The 19,524-nt window shown below is 63.6% G+C and carries 14 protein-coding genes; 6 read left to right on the top strand and 8 right to left on the bottom strand.

Annotation, left to right across the window (positions count from 1 at the left end; translation table 11 throughout):
- Positions 1–3 precede the first annotated feature (3 nt).
- Complete coding sequence (locus IVB18_RS03900; protein WP_247988026.1) at positions 4–207, bottom strand: hypothetical protein; 204 nt, start codon at positions 205–207, stop codon at positions 4–6.
- Between the two features lie 203 nt (positions 208–410).
- On the opposite strand from IVB18_RS03900, the gene IVB18_RS03895 reads away from it, so the two are divergent.
- Together IVB18_RS03895 and IVB18_RS03890 are read left to right on the top strand one after the other, a co-directional pair.
- Positions 411–1,787 carry a leucyl aminopeptidase family protein gene (locus IVB18_RS03895; protein WP_247988025.1) on the top strand — a complete coding sequence of 459 codons (1,377 nt, stop codon included), beginning with the start codon at positions 411–413 and terminating at the stop codon, positions 1,785–1,787.
- A complete protein-coding gene (locus IVB18_RS03890; protein WP_247988024.1) occupies positions 1,780–2,622 on the top strand; it encodes a C40 family peptidase in 843 nt (280 codons plus the stop codon). Before IVB18_RS03895 ends, IVB18_RS03890 begins: the two co-directional genes overlap by 8 nt.
- Positions 2,623–2,628: 6 nt before the next feature.
- On the opposite strand, the gene IVB18_RS03885 is transcribed toward IVB18_RS03890, so the two are convergent.
- From IVB18_RS03885 to IVB18_RS03860, 6 genes are all read right to left on the bottom strand, one after another.
- On the bottom strand, positions 2,629–4,266 hold the full coding sequence (locus tag IVB18_RS03885) for an ABC transporter ATP-binding protein (RefSeq protein ID WP_247988023.1): 1,638 nt from the start codon (positions 4,264–4,266) through the stop codon (positions 2,629–2,631).
- 3 nt (positions 4,267–4,269) lie between these two features.
- Entirely contained in the window at positions 4,270–5,448 is a 1,179-nt protein-coding gene (locus IVB18_RS03880; protein WP_247988022.1) for an ABC transporter permease, read from the bottom strand.
- On the bottom strand, positions 5,448–6,557 hold the full coding sequence (locus tag IVB18_RS03875; RefSeq protein ID WP_247988021.1) for a microcin C ABC transporter permease YejB: 1,110 nt from the start codon (positions 6,555–6,557) through the stop codon (positions 5,448–5,450). Before IVB18_RS03875 ends, IVB18_RS03880 begins: the two co-directional genes overlap by 1 nt.
- Positions 6,558–6,559: 2 nt before the next feature.
- On the bottom strand, positions 6,560–8,431 hold the full coding sequence (locus IVB18_RS03870; RefSeq protein WP_247988020.1) for an extracellular solute-binding protein: 1,872 nt from the start codon (positions 8,429–8,431) through the stop codon (positions 6,560–6,562).
- A gap of 14 nt (positions 8,432–8,445) precedes the next feature.
- Entirely contained in the window at positions 8,446–10,341 is a 1,896-nt protein-coding gene (locus tag IVB18_RS03865) for an extracellular solute-binding protein (RefSeq protein ID WP_247988019.1), read from the bottom strand.
- Positions 10,342–10,552: 211 nt separating this feature from the next.
- Positions 10,553–11,107, bottom strand: coding sequence for a cytochrome c family protein (locus IVB18_RS03860; protein WP_247988018.1), 555 nt, complete (start codon positions 11,105–11,107; stop codon positions 10,553–10,555).
- A 220-nt stretch (positions 11,108–11,327) separates the two neighbouring features.
- Between IVB18_RS03860 and IVB18_RS03855 the strand changes: the two genes are divergently transcribed.
- Together IVB18_RS03855 and IVB18_RS03850 are read left to right on the top strand one after the other, a co-directional pair.
- Complete coding sequence (locus IVB18_RS03855; protein WP_247988017.1) at positions 11,328–12,068, top strand: 3-deoxy-manno-octulosonate cytidylyltransferase; 741 nt, start codon at positions 11,328–11,330, stop codon at positions 12,066–12,068.
- Between the two features lie 21 nt (positions 12,069–12,089).
- Positions 12,090–12,935, top strand: coding sequence for a prephenate dehydratase (locus IVB18_RS03850; protein WP_247988016.1), 846 nt, complete (start codon positions 12,090–12,092; stop codon positions 12,933–12,935).
- A gap of 89 nt (positions 12,936–13,024) precedes the next feature.
- On the opposite strand, the gene IVB18_RS03845 is transcribed toward IVB18_RS03850, so the two are convergent.
- Complete coding sequence (locus IVB18_RS03845; protein ID WP_247988015.1) at positions 13,025–14,044, bottom strand: LLM class flavin-dependent oxidoreductase; 1,020 nt, start codon at positions 14,042–14,044, stop codon at positions 13,025–13,027.
- Positions 14,045–14,427: 383 nt separating this feature from the next.
- Here IVB18_RS03845 and metF point away from each other — a divergent pair, with 383 nt between their 5' ends.
- The gene (metF, locus tag IVB18_RS03840; RefSeq protein WP_247988014.1) at positions 14,428–15,369 is read left to right on the top strand and encodes a methylenetetrahydrofolate reductase [NAD(P)H]; all 942 of its coding nucleotides are present in this window, start codon (positions 14,428–14,430) and stop codon (positions 15,367–15,369) included.
- Positions 15,370–15,375: 6 nt separating this feature from the next.
- Positions 15,376–19,239, top strand: a complete 3,864-nt coding sequence (gene metH / locus IVB18_RS03835) for a methionine synthase (RefSeq protein WP_247988013.1) — start codon at positions 15,376–15,378, stop codon at positions 19,237–19,239.
- Positions 19,240–19,524 lie beyond the last annotated feature (285 nt).

Here is a 19,524-nt window from a genome sequence, read left to right as displayed (position 1 = left end):
CAATCAATATTCGATGGCAAGGCGCTTGCGGATTTCGTCGATGCGCCTGTCGAGCGCATTGAACCGCGCATGGACCGAACGGTCGTGAAGATAGAAGACGTAGCCGCCGGCAAGGAAAGCAAAGATCCAGTGGTGATGCTCGACATAGCCAAAAACCGCCTCGAGGGCCTCGCCGATGAATGTGACCACGCTCCACACAACGTCCATTGCACTTCCTCCCGGCACGCTTGGTCTTCGGTCGCCGGCGTTCTCCGCGCCCTTGGCGACCGTCGTCCGGAACCTAGCACGGCACTTCTGCTGCGAGTAGCGCCTCGCTGAACAATGACCGCGAAGCCGATTGCAGGCGCGGCAAAACTCTGCGAAGTCTCCTCCGACCGAATGACCTGTTGATCTCAGATCCGGACCTTCCGATGCCTTCCGTCTTCGAGACGTCTTCCGCCGCCATCCCGATCACCTTCGTCACCAAGTCGAGCTGGGACGCGATCCGCGAGGGGCTACCGCCGGCGCAACGCCAGTTCGCCACGGCCAGCGCCTTTGCCGCCAAGCCCGGCGGCTACCTCGCACTGCCTGCGCCCGACGGCGCGATCGCACAGATCTTGTTCGGCATCGAGGACGACGGCGCCAGATCGCGCGACCTGTTCAGGCCGGGCGCCTTGCCGGGCCTGTTGCCGCCGGGTACCTATCGCTTTGCCAATGCACCGCACGATGCACGACTGGCGGCGCTCGCCTTTGCGCTCGGCAGCTACCGCTTCGCCCGCTACCGCAAGGCAGACCGCCCCGAGGTCCGGCTGGTGCCGCCCGACGGCGTCGACGCGGCCGAGATCAACCGCATCGCTGATGCCGCAATGCTGGCGCGCGACCTCATCAACACACCGGCCAACGACATGGGCCCGGAGGAGCTGGCCGCAACAGCGCAGGCGCTCGCCGGCGAATTCGGTGCACGCTTTGCCTGCATCATCGGCGAGGATTTGAAGGCTGGGAATTTCCCGCTGATCCATGCGGTCGGCATGGCCTCGGACCGCGCGCCTCGGCTGATCGACATCAGCTGGGGCGATCCCTCCCATCCCAAAGTCACTCTGGTCGGCAAGGGCGTCTGCTTCGACACCGGCGGGCTCGACCTGAAGCCGTCCAGCGGCATGCTGATCATGAAGAAGGACATGGGCGGTGCCGCCAACGTGCTGGCGCTCGCCCGCATGGTGATGGGTGCGAAGCTGAAGGTGCGGCTGCGTGTGCTGATTCCGGCGGTGGAAAATGCAGTCTCCGGCAATGCCTTCCGTCCGCTCGACATCTTCCCTTCGCGCAAAGGCATCACGGTCGAGATCGGCAACACCGACGCGGAAGGGCGGCTGGTGCTTGCCGACGCGCTGGCGCTGGCCGACGAGGAGAAGCCCGACCTTCTGATCGACCTTGGCACGCTGACGGGCGCGGCGCGCGTCGCTTTGGGGCCGGATTTACCGCCCTTTTACACCAATGATGAGACGCTTGCCGCTGACGTCGCGCGCTGCGCGGCGAAGGAGAACGATCCGTTGTGGCGCATGCCGCTGTGGCCGGCCTACGATGCGTGGCTGGACTCCAAGACGGCCACCATCACCAATGCACCCTCTGGCGGGTTTGCGGGCTCGATCACCTGCGCGCTGTTCTTGCAGCGCTTCGTCGAGCAGGCCAGGAGCTGGCTGCATGTCGATATCTATGGCTGGACCCCGTCGGCAAAGCCGGCGCGGCCCGAGGGCGGCGAGTGCCAGGCCGCCCGCGCGCTCTACACATTGCTGAGCGAGCGCTATGCATGATCCGCGGCTGACGCCGGCGCGGGGCGACCTCGCCGCGAAATATCTCGAGGGCAAGGTACAAGCGGATCGCTTCGTCACCGGCGAGGAATACGAGGTGGTCGAGCCGATCACGGCAGTGCGGGAGCAGCCGTCCTCGAACGCGACGCTGATGACGCAGGCGCTACGCGGCGAGCGCGTGACGATCTACGACCACAACGGCGAAGGCTGGGCCTGGGGCCAGCTTGCCAGCGACGGCTATGTCGGCTGGCTTCCTGATGCAGCGCTAATGAAGCCGATGGCCGCGCCGACGCACAAGGTGATCGCGCTCCAGACGTTTGCGTTTCCCGGCCCCTCGATCAAGCTGCCGCCGACCGACACGCTGGTGCTGGGGTCCCAGCTCGCGGTGGCGCGCGAGGACGCTAGTTTTGCCGTGACTGCCGACGGAAAGTATCTGCCCAAGGTGCATCTTGCACCGCCCGATCATCGCGAGTCGGATTTTGTCGCGGTCGCCGAGCGCTTCGTCGGAACGCCCTATCTCTGGGGCGGCAAGAGCAGTTTTGGCATCGATTGCTCCGGCCTGGTGCAGGTCTCGCTGATCGCCGCAGGCATCGGCTGCCCGCGCGACAGCGACATGCAGCAGGCGGGCCTTGGCCGCGCGTTGGAGCCGCACGAGACGGGCAAGCTGCAACGGGGCGATCTGATCTTCTGGAAGGGGCACGTCGCCATCGTGCGCGACGGCGGCACTATGGTTCACGCCAATGCGTATCACATGGCAACCATGATCGAGCCGACCGAGCCGGCAATCGCGCGTATCAAGCAGGCCGGCAGCGAGATCGCTGCGATCAAGCGGCTCTGACCGAGACTACGTCGCCGCCGACCCGTTCCCCGCCGTTTCAAGCCGGAACGCCGCCGCGAACAGCGCGCGCGTGTAATCCGTCTTCGGATTCTTGAAGAGCTCGGCCGCCTGCCCTTCCTCGACCACCTTGCCGCCGCGCATCACGATCAGATGGCTTGCAAGCGAGGCGACGACGCGCAGATCATGCGAGATGAACATGTAGGTCAGGTCGCGCCTGCGCTGAAGCTCGCGCAACAGGTCGACCATCTGTGCCTGGATCAGCATGTCGAGCGCGCTGGTTGGCTCGTCCAGCACGACAAAATCCGGCTCCAGCACCACCGCGCGCGCAATACTGATGCGCTGGCGCTGGCCGCCGGAGAACTCGTGCGGATAGCGGTAGCGGGTGTCCGACTTCAGCCCGACATCCTCGAGCGCCTTGACGACGCGCGCCTCGCGCTCTTCGCGCGATAGCTTTGGCTGATGCACGGAGAGGCCTTCGCCGACGATGTCGGCGACCGACATGCGCGGACTGAGCGAGCCGAACGGATCCTGGAACACGATCTGCATATCGCGCCGGAAGGGGCGCATCTCCTTGAAGCGCAGGCCCTGGACGTCCTTACCCAGGAACACGATACGCCCGTTCGAGGAAATCAGCCGCAGCAGCGCCAGCCCCAGCGTGGTCTTGCCGGACCCGGACTCGCCGACGATACCGAGCGTCTCACCCTTGCGCACAGCGACGCTGACGCCGTCGACCGCCTTGATGTGACCAATCGTCTTGCGCATCAGCCCGCGCTTGATCGGAAACCAGACTTTGAGATCATTGGCCGACATCACCACCGGTGCATTTGGCTGCGGCGGCGCCGGATCAGGCTTCGGCTCTGCGGCCAGCAGATCGCGCGTATAGGGATGCTTCGGGCTCGTGAAGACCTGCTCGACCGGCCCCTGCTCGACGATCTCGCCGCCTTTCATGACACAGACGGTGTCTGCGATGCGGCGTACGATGCCGAGGTCGTGGGTAATGAAAAGAAGACTCATGCCGAGCCGCGCGCGGATCTCAGCGAGCAGCGCCAGAATCTGCGCTTGCACGGTGACGTCGAGCGCGGTCGTCGGCTCGTCCGCGATCAGCAGATCAGGCTCGTTGGCGAGCGCCATCGCGATCATCATGCGCTGGCGCTGGCCGCCGGAGAGCTGGTGAGGATAGCTCTTGAGCCGCGTTTCGGGCTCGGGGATTCCGACCTGCGTCAGCAATTCCAGCGTCCGCCTGCGCGCCTCTGCATTGCTCGTCGGATTGTGCAGCTGGATGATCTCGCCGATCTGCGCCTCGATCGTGTGCAACGGATTGAGCGAGGTCATCGGCTCCTGGAAGATGATCGAGATATCGCTGCCGCGAATCTCGCGCATCTGCCGCTCCGACTGGTCCAGCAGCTCCTGTCCCTTGAAGCGGATGCTGCCCGAAGGATGCGAGGCGTTCGGATAGGGCAGCAGCTTCAGGATCGAGAGCGCGCTGACCGATTTTCCGGATCCGGATTCACCGACCAGTGCCACGCACTCGCCGCGCTTGATCTGGAACGAGACCTTGTCGACCGCAAGCGTGGTCTCGCCGCCCTGGTGGAAGGCCACCGAAAGGTCGCGCACGCTGAGCAGGGGCTGGTTGATCGCGTCCATGTTCTACCTGAACGTCTTGCGCGGATCGAAGGCGTCGCGCACGGCTTCGCCGATAAAGATCAGCAGCGACAGCATGATCGCGACGGAGAAGAAGCCGGCGAAGCCGAGCCACGGCGCCTGCACGTTGGATTTGCCCTGCGACAGCAGTTCGCCGAGCGAAGGCGAGCCGGGCGGCAGGCCGAAGCCGAGGAAATCCAGCGCCGTCAGCGTCATCACCGAACTGGAGACGATGAACGGCAGGAACGTCATGGTCGCCACCATCGCGTTCGGCAAGAGATGCCGGAACATGATCACTGCGTTCGACACGCCGAGCGCTCGCGCGGCCTGGATGTATTCGAAATTGCGCCCGCGCAGGAATTCCGCGCGCACGAGACCGACCAGCGACACCCATGAGAACAGCAGCAATATCCCGAGCAGCACGAAGAAGCCGGGGACCAGCACCGACGACAGGATCAGAAGCAGATAGAGCGAAGGGATCGCGGTCCAGATCTCGATGAAACGTTGGAACCCGAGATCGATCCAGCCGCCGAAATAGCCCTGAATACCGCCGGCGGCGACGCCGACGATCGAGGACACGATAGTAAGGCAGAGGCCGAACAGCACCGAGATGCGGAAGCCATAGATCAGCCGCGCCACCACGTCACGGCCCTGGTCATCGGTGCCGAGCCAGTTGTATTCGAGGTCGCGGCAGCTCTTCAGGCCCTTCTTCTCGACGACAGGTTTGCACTGCGCTTCCGTCAGCATCCAGGTCGGCGGCGACGGCGCAGGCGTCGGCAAATCGAGATTATGGGTGTCGTAGGAGTAACGGATCAGCGGCCAGACGATGCTGCCGCTCTTGTCCTTGATCAGCTTCTGCAAATAGGGATCGCGGTAGTCGGCCGCAGTCTCGAAGTCACCGCCGAAGGTCGTCTCCGAATAGGTGACGAAGGCCGGCCAGTAGAGATGGCCGTCATATTTGATCAGGAACGGCCGGTCGTTGGCGATCAGCTCGGCGAACAGCGACAGCACGAACAGGACCATGAAGATCCAGAACGACCAGTAGCCGCGCCGGTTCGCCTTGAAGTTTTCCCAGCGCCGCCGGTTGAGCGGCGACGGCGCAAACTGCTTGTGCGTGACCGGGACGGCTTCGCCGAACGGCGACTTCGCGGTGGTCTCGATTGGGGTCGGCGCGGTCAGAGCCATCAGACCTCCCGCGCCTCGAAGTCGATCCGCGGGTCGATCCACATATAGGTCAGATCGGAGATCAGATTGACCACGAGGCCGACGAGCGAAAAGATATAGAGCGTGCCGAATACGACAGGATAGTCGCGGTTGAGCACGCTCTCGAAACTGAGCAGCCCGAGCCCGTCCAGCGAGAAGATGGTCTCGATCAGGAGCGAGCCGGAGAAGAACGCGTGGATGAAGGCGCCGGGGAAACCCGCAATCACGATCAGCATCGCGTTGCGGAAGATGTGCCCGTAGAGCACCTGTCCCTCGCTGCAGCCCTTGGCGCGTGCGGTCATGACATATTGCTTACGGATCTCGTCGAGGAACGAGTTTTTGGTGAGCAGCGTCATGGTCGCGAAGGCGCTCAGACCCATCGAGATCAGCGGCAGCGCCAGGTGCCAGAAATAATCGATGATCTTCCAGTACCAGGGAAATTGCGACCAGCCGTCCGAGGTCAGGCCGCGTAGCGGGAACAGGTTGAAGAAGGAGCCGCCGGCAAACAGGATGATCAGGAGAATTGCGAACAGGAAGCCTGGAATCGCGAAACCGACGATGATCGCCGCCGAGGTCCAGGTGTCGAAGCGCGTGCCGTCCTTCACCGCCTTGCGGATGCCGAGCGGAATCGAGATCAGATAGGTAATCAGCGTCAGCCAGATGCCGAGCGAGATCGAGACCGGCAGCTTCTCCTTGATCAACTGGATCACGCTGACGTCGCGGAAATAGCTCTTGCCGAAATCGAAGCGCGAGAAATTCCAGACCATCAGCGCGAACCGTTCCGGCGCCGGCTTGTCGAAACCGAACTGCACCTCGAGCTTCTTGATGAAGTCTGGGTCGAGGCCCTGCGCGCCGCGATACTTCGAGTTGATGGCATCACCGTCGGCGCCGAGCTGCCCGGGCGCCCGCTGCGCGAAATCGCCGCCGCCCGAAATGCGCGAGCTGCCGCCGGTATCGGCGCCGGAGAGCTGCGCGATCACCCGCTCGACCGGCCCGCCCGGCGCGAACTGCACGACGACGAAGGAGACGAAGAGAATCCCGAGCAGCGTCGGGATCATCAGCAGAATGCGGCGGGCGATATAGGCGCTCATGGCTATTTCGCCTGCTCGAACTTGGCCACCTTGGCGCGGTCATACCACCAGATATCCGGAGCACCGACGCCGTTTGCGTAACGCGGAAGCTTTTGGGGACGGCTGAATTGATCCCAATAAGCAAGCCGATGCGTCTTGTTATACCATTGCGGCACCCAATAGCGGCCGGCACGGAACAGGCGATCGAAGGCACGGCAGGCGATGGTCAATTCTTCGCGGTTGTCGGCCGCCATGATCTTCTCAATCATGGCATCAATGGCCGGGCTAGCGATGCCCGCGAGATTGTATGAGCCCTTGGTTGCTGCGACTTGCGAGGAGAAGAACGCGCGCATGGCATCGCCGGGAGTCGCCGACATGCTGAAGCGCTGGATCGTCATGTCAAAGTCGAAATCTTCCTGGCGCGCCTTGTATTGCACGGCATCGACGAGACGCACGCTCGCCTCGATGCCGAGCGTCGCGAGGTTCTTGATGTAGGGCCCATGATGCGGCTGGAAGGAGGGCTCGTCCAACAAGAACTCGATCCTGAACACCTCGCCATTCGGCAGCATCCGCTTGCCGTCCTTGATGGGCACTCCGGCCTCGTTCAGCAATTGCTGCGCCTTCCGCAACAGGCCACGGTCTTGCCCGGACCCGTCCGAGACCGGAGGCGCAAACGGTGCGGCGAACACTTCGCCGGGAACCTGGCCGCGGAACGGCTCCAGCAGCTTCAGCTCTTCCGACGAAGGAGGCCCGTCGCTCGCCATCAGATCCGAATTCTGGAAGGGCGACACCGTACGGGCATAGGCGCCGTACATGATGGTCTTGTTGGTCCATTCGAAGTCAAAGGCGTCGATCAAGGCCTCGCGCACGCGCGGATCCCTGAACTTCTCGCGCCGCGTGTTGATGAACCAGCCTTGCGCACCGGAGGGCGTATCGTCGGGCACGACCTCGATCTTGACGCGACCATCCTTCACCGCAGGAAAATCATAGCGCGTCGCCCAGATGCGGGACGTGAACTCCTCGCGATAGAGATAATTCTTGCCGGTGAAGCCTTCGAACGCAACATCACGGTCACGGTAGAACTCGTAGCGCACGATGTCGAAATTGTAGCTGCCCCGGCAAGCCGGCAGATCGGCGGCCCACCAGTCTTTCACGCGCTCGTATTCGATGTAGCGATTGACCTCGAAATTTCCGACCTTGTAAGGCCCTGAGCCCAGCGGGATTTCCAGGGATGTTTCGTCGAAGGCTCGAGACGCATAGTACGCTTTCGAAAAGATCGGCAGGCTCGCGACATAGAGCGGTACGTCACGGGCCCGCCCCTTGGCAAAGGTGACGATCAGTGTCGCATCGTCGATAGCTTCCGCGCTGACCATGTCACGCATCTGCACGATGATCAGCGGATGGCCCTTCGTCTTCAGCGCCGTCAACGAAAACGCCCCGTCGTGCGCGGTGAGCTTGGTTCCGTCGTGGAATTTCGCCTCGGGACGCATCGTGAAGCGATAGACCAGCTTGTCAGGCGATATCTGCACGGATTTGGCGGCGAGCCCATACATCCCGTCCGGCTCGTCATTAGCTCGCACCATCAGCGGCGCAAAAGTCATGTCCATGCCCTGCGCGCCATCACCTTTGAGGATGAAGGCGTTGAGCGAGTTGAATGTCTGGTACGACTGGTTGTAGGCGCGCACCGACGGAATGAGCGAGAACGTGCCGCCCTTCGGCGCATCGAGATTGACATAGTCGAAATGGTGGAAGTCGGCGGGGTATTTGAGATCGCCGAATGCCGACATACCGTGGACTTCGGTCGGGATCTCCGAGGCCCGCGAGCCCCGCAGCCACGACGCGCTCAGGGCGACAATGCCGAGACCGAGCACGTGCCGGCGTGAGGGCTGCGCCATGCGAAAAATGTCCTTCACGACTTCTTTGCGATCCGCGCCGCCTTGTCTGCGTCATACCACCAGATGAACGGGAAGCCCGACTGGCCGTATTTGGGCAACTCGGCTGGACGACCAAAGCGATCCCAGCGCGCGGTGCGTACCTTCGAGTAAGTCCACTGCGGCACGACGTAGTGATTCCACAGCAGCACACGGTCGAGCGCTTTGGTTGCGGCTACGAGATCGTCGCGATCCGTGGCATAGATCACCCGCTCGATCAGCTTGTCGATCGCCGGATTCTTGATACCGGTAATATTGCGCGAACCAGCGATGTCGGCCGTCTTGGACGACCAGAACTCGCGCTGCTCGTTGCCCGGCGACTGCGACTCGCCCCAGGAGTTGGTGACGACGTCGAAATCCCAGTCGCGAAGCCTGTTCTCGTATTGGGTCGGATCGACCGTCCGCACGCTGACCGCAATGCCGAGGCGCTCGAGCGACGGCTTGTAGAACAGCACGATCCTCTCGAAGCTCGGATCTGCGCTCAAGAGTTCGAAGGCGAGCTGGCTCCCGGTCTTGACATCGATCAGCTTGCGATCGCGCACCTCATAGCCGGCCTCCTTCAGCAAGCGTAGCGCCTCGCGCAGATTGTCGCGTACCGCTTCCGGGCTGCCTCCGACCGGGTTGGTGTAAACCGTCGTGAAGACCTCGGGCGGCACGTCCGCGCGTACGGTTTCGAGAATTTCCAGCTCCTTGCCCTGCGGCAGACCGGTCGCCATCAGTTCATCGATGCCGTCGAAATAGCTGCTGATGCGCTTGTACTGGCCGAAAAAGATCTGCTTGTTCATTTCCTCGAAGTCGAACGCGTAGTTCAGCGCGCGGCGCACGCGGGGATCCTTGAACTTGGCGCGGCGCAGGTTCGGCACGAAGGCCTGCATGACGCCCGAACTGCGGTTGGCGAACTCCTCCAGGATCACGCGCTTCTCGGCCACGGCCGGGAAATCGTAGGCGGTCGCCCAGCTCTTGGCGCTGTTCTCGGTACGCCAATCGACCTGGTCGGCCTTGAACGCCTCGATCGCGACGGTAGCGTCCCGGAAATATTCGTAACGCAGCTCGTCGAAATTGTTGCGGCCGACATTGGCGGCGAAATCGCGTCCCCAATAGTCGTTCACGCGCTCGAGACTGATGGTGCGGCCGGCAACGAACTCCTTGATCCGGTAGGGACCCGAGCCCAGCGGCACCTCGAGCGTGGTGGCGGAGACGTCGCGCTTGCGCCCTTGTGCGTCGGTGCCTTCCCACCAGTGCTTCGGCAGGATGGTGAGCTGCCCCACGATCTGCGGCAGCTCGCGGTTGCCCGGCGCGTCGAACACGAACTTTACCTCGCGCTCGCCGACCTTCTCGGCCTTCACCACATGGCTGTAGTAGGCCGAGTACATCGGGTGGTGCTTCTTGAAGGAATCGAGCGAGAAGATCACGTCATCCGCGGTGACCGGCTTGCCGTCATGCCATTTGGCTTGCGGCCGCAAACGATAGGTGACGAAGGAGAAATCGTCCGGGTGACTTACGGCCTCGGCCAGCGCACCGTATTCGGTCGAGACTTCGTCGAGCGAGGCCGTCAGGAGGGACTCATAGATGAACGCGACGGCACCGGCGACCGTGCCCTTCACACCGGCCACGACGATGTTGAAATTGTCGAAGGTACCGGTGACGATCTGGCGCGCGATGCCGCCTTTGGGCGCTTCCGGATTGACATAATCGAACCGCTCGAAGCCGGCGGGGTATTTGACGTTCCCGAACAGTGACAGCGCGTGGCGCCACGGCAGTTCGCCTGCGGCCTCGGCCGCGCCGATGACGGGAACACCCGCCGCGGAACCGAGGGCAGGAATCGCCAAGGCAGCGGCGCCGGTGAGCAAGAGATCGCGTCGGGTAATGGCCAAATCAACATCCCAGTCTTGAAGGAGGTTACCCCTTTAAGTGCTCAATATAGGCGAGGTTTCGACGGAATATGTTGCTTTTTGCTCATCTTGGAAGCCCGGGAGACGGTTCGCTGCGGCGAAACGCCCCGATAACGACGCCGCGAGGCCCGGATACGGAAACGGCCAGGATTTTCAGCCTGGCCGCGCATTCCAATATCGATGGCCGGAGGCCTTACTTCGACGCCGTCGGCAGTGGTTTCGGGCTGTCGGAGAGGCTGTTCAGATAGGCGATGACGTCAGCGCGCTCGCTATCCTTCGGGATGCCGGCAAAACCCATCGCGGTGCCCGGGACGTAGCCCTTCGGATTGGCGATGAACTTGTTGAGCGCATCGAAATCCCAGGCGCCGCCCTTGCCCTTCATCGCGGCCGAAAAGTTGAAGCCGCCGCGGCCCTCGCCGACATGGTCGCCAACGACGCCAAAGAGGTTCGGACCGACGCGATTCGGGCCGCCCTTCTCGAAGGTGTGGCAGGCGCCGCACTTCTTGGCGGCAGCCGCGCCCTTCTCGACGGAGGCGGTCTGGAGCAGTTTTTCGATCGGCTCGGAGGGCGCAGCAGCGGCGCCACCTTCCTTGCCGTGGCCGGCGTCCTCCTTCACGGCTATCTCGAAACCGGGCTTTTCCAGCGGCTTCGGCGTGAACAGCGCGTTGGCGGTGAAGCTCGTCACCAGGAGGAAGAGGCAAGTGCCGAGCACGGCACCGAGAATCTTGTTGAGTTCGAAGGAGTCCATTTCCGGCCAGGCCCCACACCGCGAGAAGAATCGAGCGGCCCCAAATGGCCGCCAGAACGAGCCTCGGGAGAATCGAACATTGCTATCATCCCCCCGAGTTTTGACATTGAGATATCGGTTTGCCCCTGCTCTGGCAACCCGTATAAGCGACCCGGCTTTCAGCTCGTCCCCACCCCATTTCTCGACGCGGAAAACGCCCCGTTTTCAGGCCCTTGAACCGATGACCGATCCCCGCATCCTGGTGCTGATCCCGGCCCGCATGGCCGCCACCCGCCTACCCGGCAAGCCGCTCGCCGATATCGCGGGGCTCCCGATGATCGTGCACGTGATGCGCCGCGCCGAAGCCGCCGGGATCGGCCGGGTCGCGGTCGCAACCGATACGGCGGAGATCGCATCGGTCGTTACCGCCCATGGCGGCGAAGCCGTGATGACCCGCCCGGAGCACCCCTCGGGCTCGGACCGCATCCACGAGGCCATGCGGAAGCTCGATCCGGCAGGAAAGGCCGAGATCGTGGTCAATCTCCAGGGCGATTTCCCGACGATCACGACCGGCAACATCCGTGACGTGCTGCCGCCGCTGGAAGACGCGGCCGTGGACATCGCCACGCTGGCCTCGCAAATCCATACCGAGGAGGAGGACCTTGCGCCCAGCGTCGTGAAGGCGGTCGGAACCTCGCTTGGGGGCAAGCGGATGCGCGCGCTCTATTTCACCCGCGCCACGGCGCCAACGGGCGACGGACCGCGCTACCACCATATCGGCCTCTACGCCTACCGCCGCGCGGCGCTGGAGCGGTTCGTGTCGCTGCCGCCCTCGCCGCTCGAATTGCAGGAGAAGCTCGAGCAGCTCCGGGCGCTGGAGGCCGGGATGCGGATCGACTTCACCATAGTCGATACCGTGCCCCGCGGGGTCGACACGCCGGCCGACCTCGAAACCGCCCGCAGCATACTTTCCAAATCCTGAGCCGCTGTTACAAGGCCGACCATGACCAAGCTGAAAATCGCGTTCCAGGGCGAGCCCGGGGCCAATTCCCACATCGCCATCGTCGAGGCTTATCCCGACGCCGAGCCGATGCCCTGCGCCACCTTCGAGGACGCGCTGTCGGCGATTTCGTCGGGCGAGGCCGATCTCGGCATGATCCCGATCGAGAATTCGGTCGCGGGCCGTGTCGCCGACATCCATCACCTGCTGCCGGCCTCCGGCCTCTTCATCGTCGGTGAATGGTTCCTGCCGGTCCGGCATCAGCTGATGGCGGTGAAGGGAACGAAGCTTTCCGACATCAAGAGCGTCGAGAGCCATGTGCATGCGCTCGGCCAGTGCCGGCGCATCATCCGCAAGCTTGGTATCAAGCCGATCGTGCACGCCGACACCGCCGGCAGCGCCCGCGACATCTCCGAGCGCAAGGACAAGACGGTCGCCGCGATCGCCTCGCGCCTGGCCGCGCAGATTTATGGCCTCGACATCCTTGCCGAGGACATCGAGGACGAGGCGCACAACACCACGCGCTTCGTGATGCTGGCGCGAGAGCCGAAATGGGCGGCGCAAGGCTCCGGCCCGCTGGTCACGACTTTTGTATTTCGGGTGCGCAACCTGCCGGCCGCGCTCTACAAGGCGCTCGGCGGCTTTGCCACCAACGGCGTCAACATGACCAAGCTCGAGAGCTACATGGTCGACGGCAATTTCTTCGCCACGCAGTTTTATGCCGACGTCGACGGCCATCCCGAGGACAAGGGCCTGGCGTTCGCGATCGAGGAGCTGAAATTCTTCTCGCGCGAATTCCGTATCGTTGGCGTGTATCCGGGGCACCCCTTCCGCGCGACGATGGAGTGAGTCATTCCGGGGCGCACGAAGTGCGAACCCGCCACATACGACCTCGGGATTCCGGGTTCGATGCTTCGCATCGCCCCGGAATGACGGCGTTACGCGGCCACCTGCTTCGCCAGCCCGAACACCTCCGCCAGCAGCGAATACGACCTCTTCCGCGCGTCGTGATCGTACACAGCCGTGATCACCATCAATTCATCCGGCTTGCTGGCGTTGATCAACGGCTGAAGTTTCTGCTGCACCGTCGCAGGGCTGCCGACGAACAGGCGAGAGCGGTTGCGGAGGATCGAGGTGCGCTCGGTGTCCGTATAAGGATAGGCCAGCGCCTCCTCGACGCTCGGCAACGGCAGATACTGGCCGCGGTCGCGGCGCAGGCGGTTGAGATCGAAGGAGGTGGCGAGCTTTTCGGCTTCGTCATCGGTGTCAGCGGTGATCACCGCGACTCCAAGGATCGCGTGCGGGCTCGCGCTCCAAGCCGAAGGCTGGAAGCGGTTGCGATAATGCACCATCGCATCAATCGCATCATGAGACGCGAAGTGATGGGCGAAGGCGAAGCCCATGCCGACCTGGGCGGCCAACTCCGAGGAGTAGTCGCTGGAGCCGAGCAGCCAGATCGGTGGCAGCTTGGTGTCGTCGGGCATCGCGACGACGTTGTTGTAAGGGTGGCCTGAGGGGAATTCGCGGGTCTCCCACAGAATCAATTCTTGCAGCCGCTCCAGGAAATCGTCGCCCTCGCGGCGGTCGAGCCGGCTTCTGAGCGCATACGCCGTGGCACCATCGGTGCCGGGGGCGCGGCCGAGGCCCAGATCGATGCGACCGGGGAACAGCGCCTCCAGCATCTTGAATCGTTCGGCCACCACCAGCGGCGCATGGTTGGGGAGCATCACGCCGCCGGAGCCGACCCTTATGTGCTTCGTCACCGCCGCGATCTGCCCAATCATGACGTCGGGGGCCGGGCTGGCGACGGAAGCCAGATTGTGGTGCTCGGCGAGCCAGTAGCGGACATAGCCGAGACCATCGACATGGCGCGCCAGATCGATGCTGTTGCGCAGCGCCGCGGCGGGCTTTGTGCCTGTGGTGACGACGGAGAGGTCAAGAACTGAGAGCGGGAGCATGGCGGGTAACCTAATGCACGGCATCGGCGCGGCAATGGGCTGGCCGCGCAGGGCTGGCGTGTGCATGCCGTGAGCGGATCAGCGGCGAGGGCAAGCAGATCGTTGGGACGAAGGCCAAGAGATTCACAAGAGCTTCATTCTGCCCACGTCGTTATGGCGGCCTAGTCCGTCCATGAAATCTATTATTTTGTTGATTTTATTATACTAAATTGCAAATTCCACGATCCCACGAACACGAAGAATGCCCTTCAATTGATCACTCTATTGCCAATAATGGGCAATTTCCCATCTCTGATGGGCTGTCGATCCAGGCGCCTTTGCCCTATCTTAGGCTCCCGGAGGTAGCTGACCGCCGGACGCCCAAAGCTGGAGTGAGTGGTGCCATGACCGAGTTGACGACGCCTGCCCAGGCCGACGGGCAAGACGGGCACCTCCAAAATGGGCATCTCTCTTCGAAGCGGCCTGCGATCTCTTTCGAGTTCTTTCCGCCCAAGACCGAGGAGATGGAGCGGAATCTCTGGGACACCATCAACCGCCTCGCCCCGCTCGACCCGAAATTCGTCTCGGTGACCTATGGCGCCGGCGGCTCGACCCGTGAGCGCACGCATTCCACCATCTCGCGTATCCTGAAAGAAACCGCGCTGCTGCCGGCGGCGCATTTGACCTGCGTCGGCGCCTCGCGCGGCGAGATCGACGAGATCGTCGACCGCTATCACGAGGTCGGCGTCCGCCACATCGTCGGCTTGCGCGGCGATCCGCCCGGCGGCATCGGCACGCCCTACGCCACGCACCCCGACGGCTATCAGAGCTCGGCCGAGCTCGTCGCCGGGATCAAGAAGCGGCACGCCGATATCGAGGTCTCGGTCTCGGCCTATCCCGAGAAGCACCCCGAGGCACGCGACTTCGACGCCGATATCGACACGCTGAAGGCCAAGGTCGATGCGGGCGCCACGCGCGCGATCACGCAGGTCTTCTTCGACAACGACCTCTACTTCCGCTATCTCGATCGCGTCCGCGCCCGCGGCATCGATATCCCGATCGTGCCGGGCATCATGCCGATGCACAATTTCAAGCAGGCCCGCAATTTCGTCACCCGCGCCGGCACCAGCGTGCCTAACTGGCTTGCGGAGAAATTCGACGGCCTCGACGACGACCCCGACACAAGGAAGCTGGTCGCGGCGACCGTTGCCGCCGGCCAAGTGCACAAGCTGGCGAAGCACGGCGTCGACACCTTCCATTTCTACACCATGAACCGCGCCGATCTCGTGTTCGCTATCAGCCATTTGCTCGGCATTCGCGCCAAGAGCGCCCAGAAGGCTGCGTAGGATCAGATGACCGTACCCGTTTCCGCCAAGCGAACCGCCCTGCTCGACGCCGCCCGCGAGCGCATCCTCGTGCTCGACGGCGCCATGGGCACGATGATCCAGAACCTCCAGTTCGACGAGGCCGCCTTCCGCGGCGAGCGCTTCAAGGATTTCCACCGCGACCTCCGCGGCAACAACGATCTGTTGATCCTGACCCAGCCGCAGGCGATCGAGGACATCCACGCCGCCTATTTGCGCGCCGGCGCCGACATCGTCGCGACCAACACCTTCTCCACGACCTCGATCGCGCAGGCCGACTATGACCTGACCGACATCGTCTACGACATGGCGCGTGAAGGCGCTCGCCTTGCGGGCAACGCCGCCAGGCGTGTCGAGGCCGAGGACGGTAAGCCGCGCTTCGTCGCCGGCGCCCTCGGCCCCACCAACCGCACCGCCTCGATCTCGCCTGACGTCGCCAATCCCGGCTACCGCGCCGTCACCTTCGACGATCTGCGCGAATCCTATGGCGAGCAAATTCGCGGCCTGCTCGACGGCGGCGTCGACCTGCTGCTGGTCGAGACCATCTTCGACACGCTGAACGCCAAGGCCGCGCTCTATGCGATCGCCGAGATCACGGAAGAGCGCGGCATCGACGTCCCCGTGATGGTGTCCGGCACCATCACCGACAAATCCGGCCGCCTGCTGTCGGGACAGATGCCGGAAGCGTTCTGGCATTCGGTGCGGCACGCAAAACCCGTCACCATCGGCTTCAACTGCGCGCTCGGCGCCGAAGACCTTCGCGCCCACATCGCCGATATCGGCCGCGTCGCCGATACTCTTGTGTGTGCCTATCCCAACGCCGGCCTGCCCAACGAGTTCGGCCAGTACGACGAGACCCCGGAATATATGGCGCGCCTGATCGGCGAGTTCGCGCGCGACGGCCTCGTCAACATCGTCGGCGGCTGCTGCGGCACCACGCCGGATCATATCGCGGCGATTGCCGCCGCCGTGGCGCCGCACAAGCCGCGTATCGTGCCGGAGATCGAGCCGCGGCTGCGACTTTCCGGCCTCGAACCCTTCATTCTGACCGACGCGATTCCCTTCGTGAACGTCGGCGAGCGCACCAACGTCACGGGATCGGCGCGCTTCCGCAAGCTGATCACCGCCGGCGACTACACCGCCGCGCTTCAGGTCGCGCGCGACCAGGTCGAGAACGGCGCGCAGATCATCGACGTCAACATGGACGAAGGCCTGCTGGACTCGGAAGCCGCGATGCGGACCTTCCTCAACCTCGTCGCCGCCGAGCCCGACATCGCCCGCGTGCCCGTGATGGTCGATTCCTCGAAATTCTCGGTGATCGAGGCCGGCCTGAAATGCGTGCAGGGCAAGCCGGTGGTGAATTCGATCTCGATGAAGGAAGGCGAGGAGAAATTCATCCACGAAGCGCAGATCGCGCGGCGTCATGGCGCGGCGGTCGTGGTGATGGCGTTCGACGAAGTCGGCCAGGCCGATACGTTCGCGCGCAAGACCGAGATCTGCAAGCGCGCCTACGATATCCTGGTGAACCGCGTCGGCCTGCCGCCGGAAGACATCATCTTCGATCCGAACATCTTCGCGATCGCGACCGGCATCGAGGAGCACAACAATTACGGCGTCGACTTCATCGAGGCGACGCGCTGGATCCGCAAGAACTTGACCGGCGCGCACATCTCGGGCGGCGTCTCCAATCTCTCCTTCTCGTTCCGCGGCAACGAGCCGGTGCGCGAGGCCATGCACTCGGTGTTCCTGTATCACGCCATCAAGGCCGGCATGGACATGGGCATCGTCAATGCCGGGCAGATGATCGTCTATGACGACATCGACCCTGAATTGCGCCAGGTCTGCGAGGACGTCGTCCTCAATCGCGATCCCGGCGCGTCCGAGCGCTTGCTGGCGCTCGCGGAAAAATTCCGCGGCAACAAGACCCAGACCAAGGAGGCCGATCTCGCCTGGCGCGAATGGCCGGTGGCGAAGCGGCTCAGCCACGCGCTGGTGCATGGCATCACCGAATTCATCGAGCAGGATACTGAGGAAGCTCGAAAAACCTCGTCGCGTCCGCTCGACGTCATCGAGGGCCCGCTGATGGCCGGCATGAACGTGGTCGGCGATCTCTTCGGCGACGGCAAGATGTTCCTGCCGCAGGTGGTGAAATCCGCGCGCGTGATGAAGCAGGCGGTGGCCTGGCTGATGCCGTTCATGGAAGAGGAGAAGGCGCGCAACCTCGCCAACGGCATCGGCACTGAAGGTTCCAGCTCCGCCGGCAAGATCGTGCTCGCGACCGTCAAGGGCGACGTCCACGACATCGGCAAGAACATCGTCGGCATCGTGCTCCAGTGCAACAATTATGAGGTGATCGACCTCGGCGTGATGGTGCCGGCCGCAAGGATCGTCGAGACCGTCAAGGCGGAGAAGGCCGACATCGTCGGCCTGTCCGGCCTGATCACGCCTTCGCTCGACGAGATGGCGTTCTTCGCTGCCGAATTGCAGCGCGAAGGACTGAAGCTGCCGCTGCTGATCGGCGGCGCGACGACGAGCCGCGTGCATACCGCCGTGAAGATCGACCCGAGCTATCGGGCCGGGCCCGTGGTGCACGTCAATGACGCCAGCCGCGCCGTCGGCGTGGCCTCCTCGCTACTGTCGCCCGAGAGGCGCGAGGCCTACGCCGCCGACGTTCGCGCGGAATACGCAAAAATCTCCGACGCGCATTTTCGCGCGCAGGCCGACAAGAAGCGGCTGAAGCTGACTGCGGCCCGCGCCAACCGCGTGCCGGTCGACTTTGCCGCGACTAAGCCGGTGAAGCCGACCTTCCTCGGCATCAAGAGTTTTGACGATTACGACCTCGCCGAGCTCGTGCCCTATATCGACTGGACGCCGTTCTTCCAGACCTGGGAGCTCGCCGGCCGCTTCCCGGCCATCCTCAACGATTCCAAGGTCGGCGAGGTCGCCCGCTCGCTCTACGACGACGCGCGCAAGATGCTCGATCTGATCGTCAAGGAAAAATGGTTCCGGGCGAGCGCGACGGTCGGCTTCTGGCCGGCGAACGCGCAGGGCGACGACATCGTGCTCTATGTCGATGAGAGCCGGACCAAGCAGATCGCAACGCTGCACACGCTGCGCCAGCAGCTCGAGAAGCGCGAGGGCCGCTTCAACGCGGCGCTCTCCGACTTCATCGCGCCGGTCGGTACCGGCGTGCCCGACTATGTCGGTGGCTTCGTCGTCACGGCCGGCATCGGCGAGGATGAGGTCGCCGACCGCTTCAAGATGGCGAATGACGACTACTCCTCGATCCTGTGCAAGGCGCTGGCCGACCGCCTCGCCGAAGCCTTTGCTGAACGCATGCACGCCCGCGTGCGCCGCGAGTTCTGGGCCTATGCGCCGGACGAGAGCCTCACCAGTGACGAGATGATCCTGGAGAGGTACCAGGGCATCCGCCCCGCGCCCGGCTATCCCGCGCAGCCTGACCACACCGAGAAGGCGACGCTGTTCGAGCTGCTCGACGCGGAAGCCACCTCCGGCGTGAAGCTGACCGAGAGCTTTGCGATGTGGCCGGGCAGTTCCGTGTCCGGGCTCTATTTCGCGAATCCCGAGAGCTATTATTTCGGCGTCGGCAAGATCGAGCGCGACCAGGTCGAGGATTATGCCGCACGCAAGGGCATGAGCGTCGCGGAAACCGAGCGCTGGCTCGCGCCCATCTTGAACTACATCCCGGCGCAGCCGGGCGCGACTGATAGGGCCGCGTTCGCGGCAATGCCGGCGAACGACGAGACGTCGAAGGATCTCGCGTCGCATCCGCCGGGCTGCACCTGCGCCGTGCATCTCGTGTGGCAGAAGAAGCGCGCGGGGGCGGGATAGGCGCGCCGCCGCCCCAAAACTAAAAAATGAAAAACAACCCCATGCACAGTAGAGATGGGGTTGAAAGGCTTGACGAATTACAACGGCGGTGCCGCTGGTTGACCCGTCGGGCAAAACACCTGTAGCAAACCATGATCGCCCACCGCGCCAGTTTCGCACTCCGCGGATGCGAATCCCCCTCACCCCTTTTGGCGTCAGTGGCTGCACGATGGCCTTGAACGCATCGAGCGCCTCGCAACGCCAGGCAGGTGCGCTCGGCGCCGAGTAGCGAGAGCACGCACGCGT

Source organism: Bradyrhizobium sp. 186 (genome assembly GCF_023101685.1).
Classification (GTDB): Bacteria; Pseudomonadota; Alphaproteobacteria; order Rhizobiales; family Xanthobacteraceae; genus Bradyrhizobium.
Note: the sequence above shows the minus strand (reverse complement) of the source record. Positions and strands in the feature narration are given on the sequence as shown.

Excerpts from the sequence above, each read along its gene's own strand:
- IVB18_RS03900 (WP_247988026.1), bottom strand. The coding sequence starts at position 207 with ATGGACGTTGTGTGGAGCGTGGTCACATTCATCGGCGAGGCCCTCGAG.
- IVB18_RS03895 (WP_247988025.1), top strand. The coding sequence starts at position 411 with ATGCCTTCCGTCTTCGAGACGTCTTCCGCCGCCATCCCGATCACCTTC.
- IVB18_RS03890 (WP_247988024.1), top strand. The coding sequence starts at position 1,780 with ATGCATGATCCGCGGCTGACGCCGGCGCGGGGCGACCTCGCCGCGAAA.
- IVB18_RS03885 (WP_247988023.1), bottom strand. The coding sequence starts at position 4,266 with ATGGACGCGATCAACCAGCCCCTGCTCAGCGTGCGCGACCTTTCGGTG.
- IVB18_RS03880 (WP_247988022.1), bottom strand. The coding sequence starts at position 5,448 with ATGGCTCTGACCGCGCCGACCCCAATCGAGACCACCGCGAAGTCGCCG.
- IVB18_RS03875 (WP_247988021.1), bottom strand. The coding sequence starts at position 6,557 with ATGAGCGCCTATATCGCCCGCCGCATTCTGCTGATGATCCCGACGCTG.
- IVB18_RS03870 (WP_247988020.1), bottom strand. The coding sequence starts at position 8,431 with ATGGCGCAGCCCTCACGCCGGCACGTGCTCGGTCTCGGCATTGTCGCC.
- IVB18_RS03860 (WP_247988018.1), bottom strand. The coding sequence starts at position 11,107 with ATGGACTCCTTCGAACTCAACAAGATTCTCGGTGCCGTGCTCGGCACT.
- IVB18_RS03855 (WP_247988017.1), top strand. The coding sequence starts at position 11,328 with ATGACCGATCCCCGCATCCTGGTGCTGATCCCGGCCCGCATGGCCGCC.
- IVB18_RS03850 (WP_247988016.1), top strand. The coding sequence starts at position 12,090 with ATGACCAAGCTGAAAATCGCGTTCCAGGGCGAGCCCGGGGCCAATTCC.
- IVB18_RS03845 (WP_247988015.1), bottom strand. The coding sequence starts at position 14,044 with ATGCTCCCGCTCTCAGTTCTTGACCTCTCCGTCGTCACCACAGGCACA.
- metF (WP_247988014.1), top strand. The coding sequence starts at position 14,428 with ATGACCGAGTTGACGACGCCTGCCCAGGCCGACGGGCAAGACGGGCAC.
- metH (WP_247988013.1), top strand. The coding sequence starts at position 15,376 with ATGACCGTACCCGTTTCCGCCAAGCGAACCGCCCTGCTCGACGCCGCC.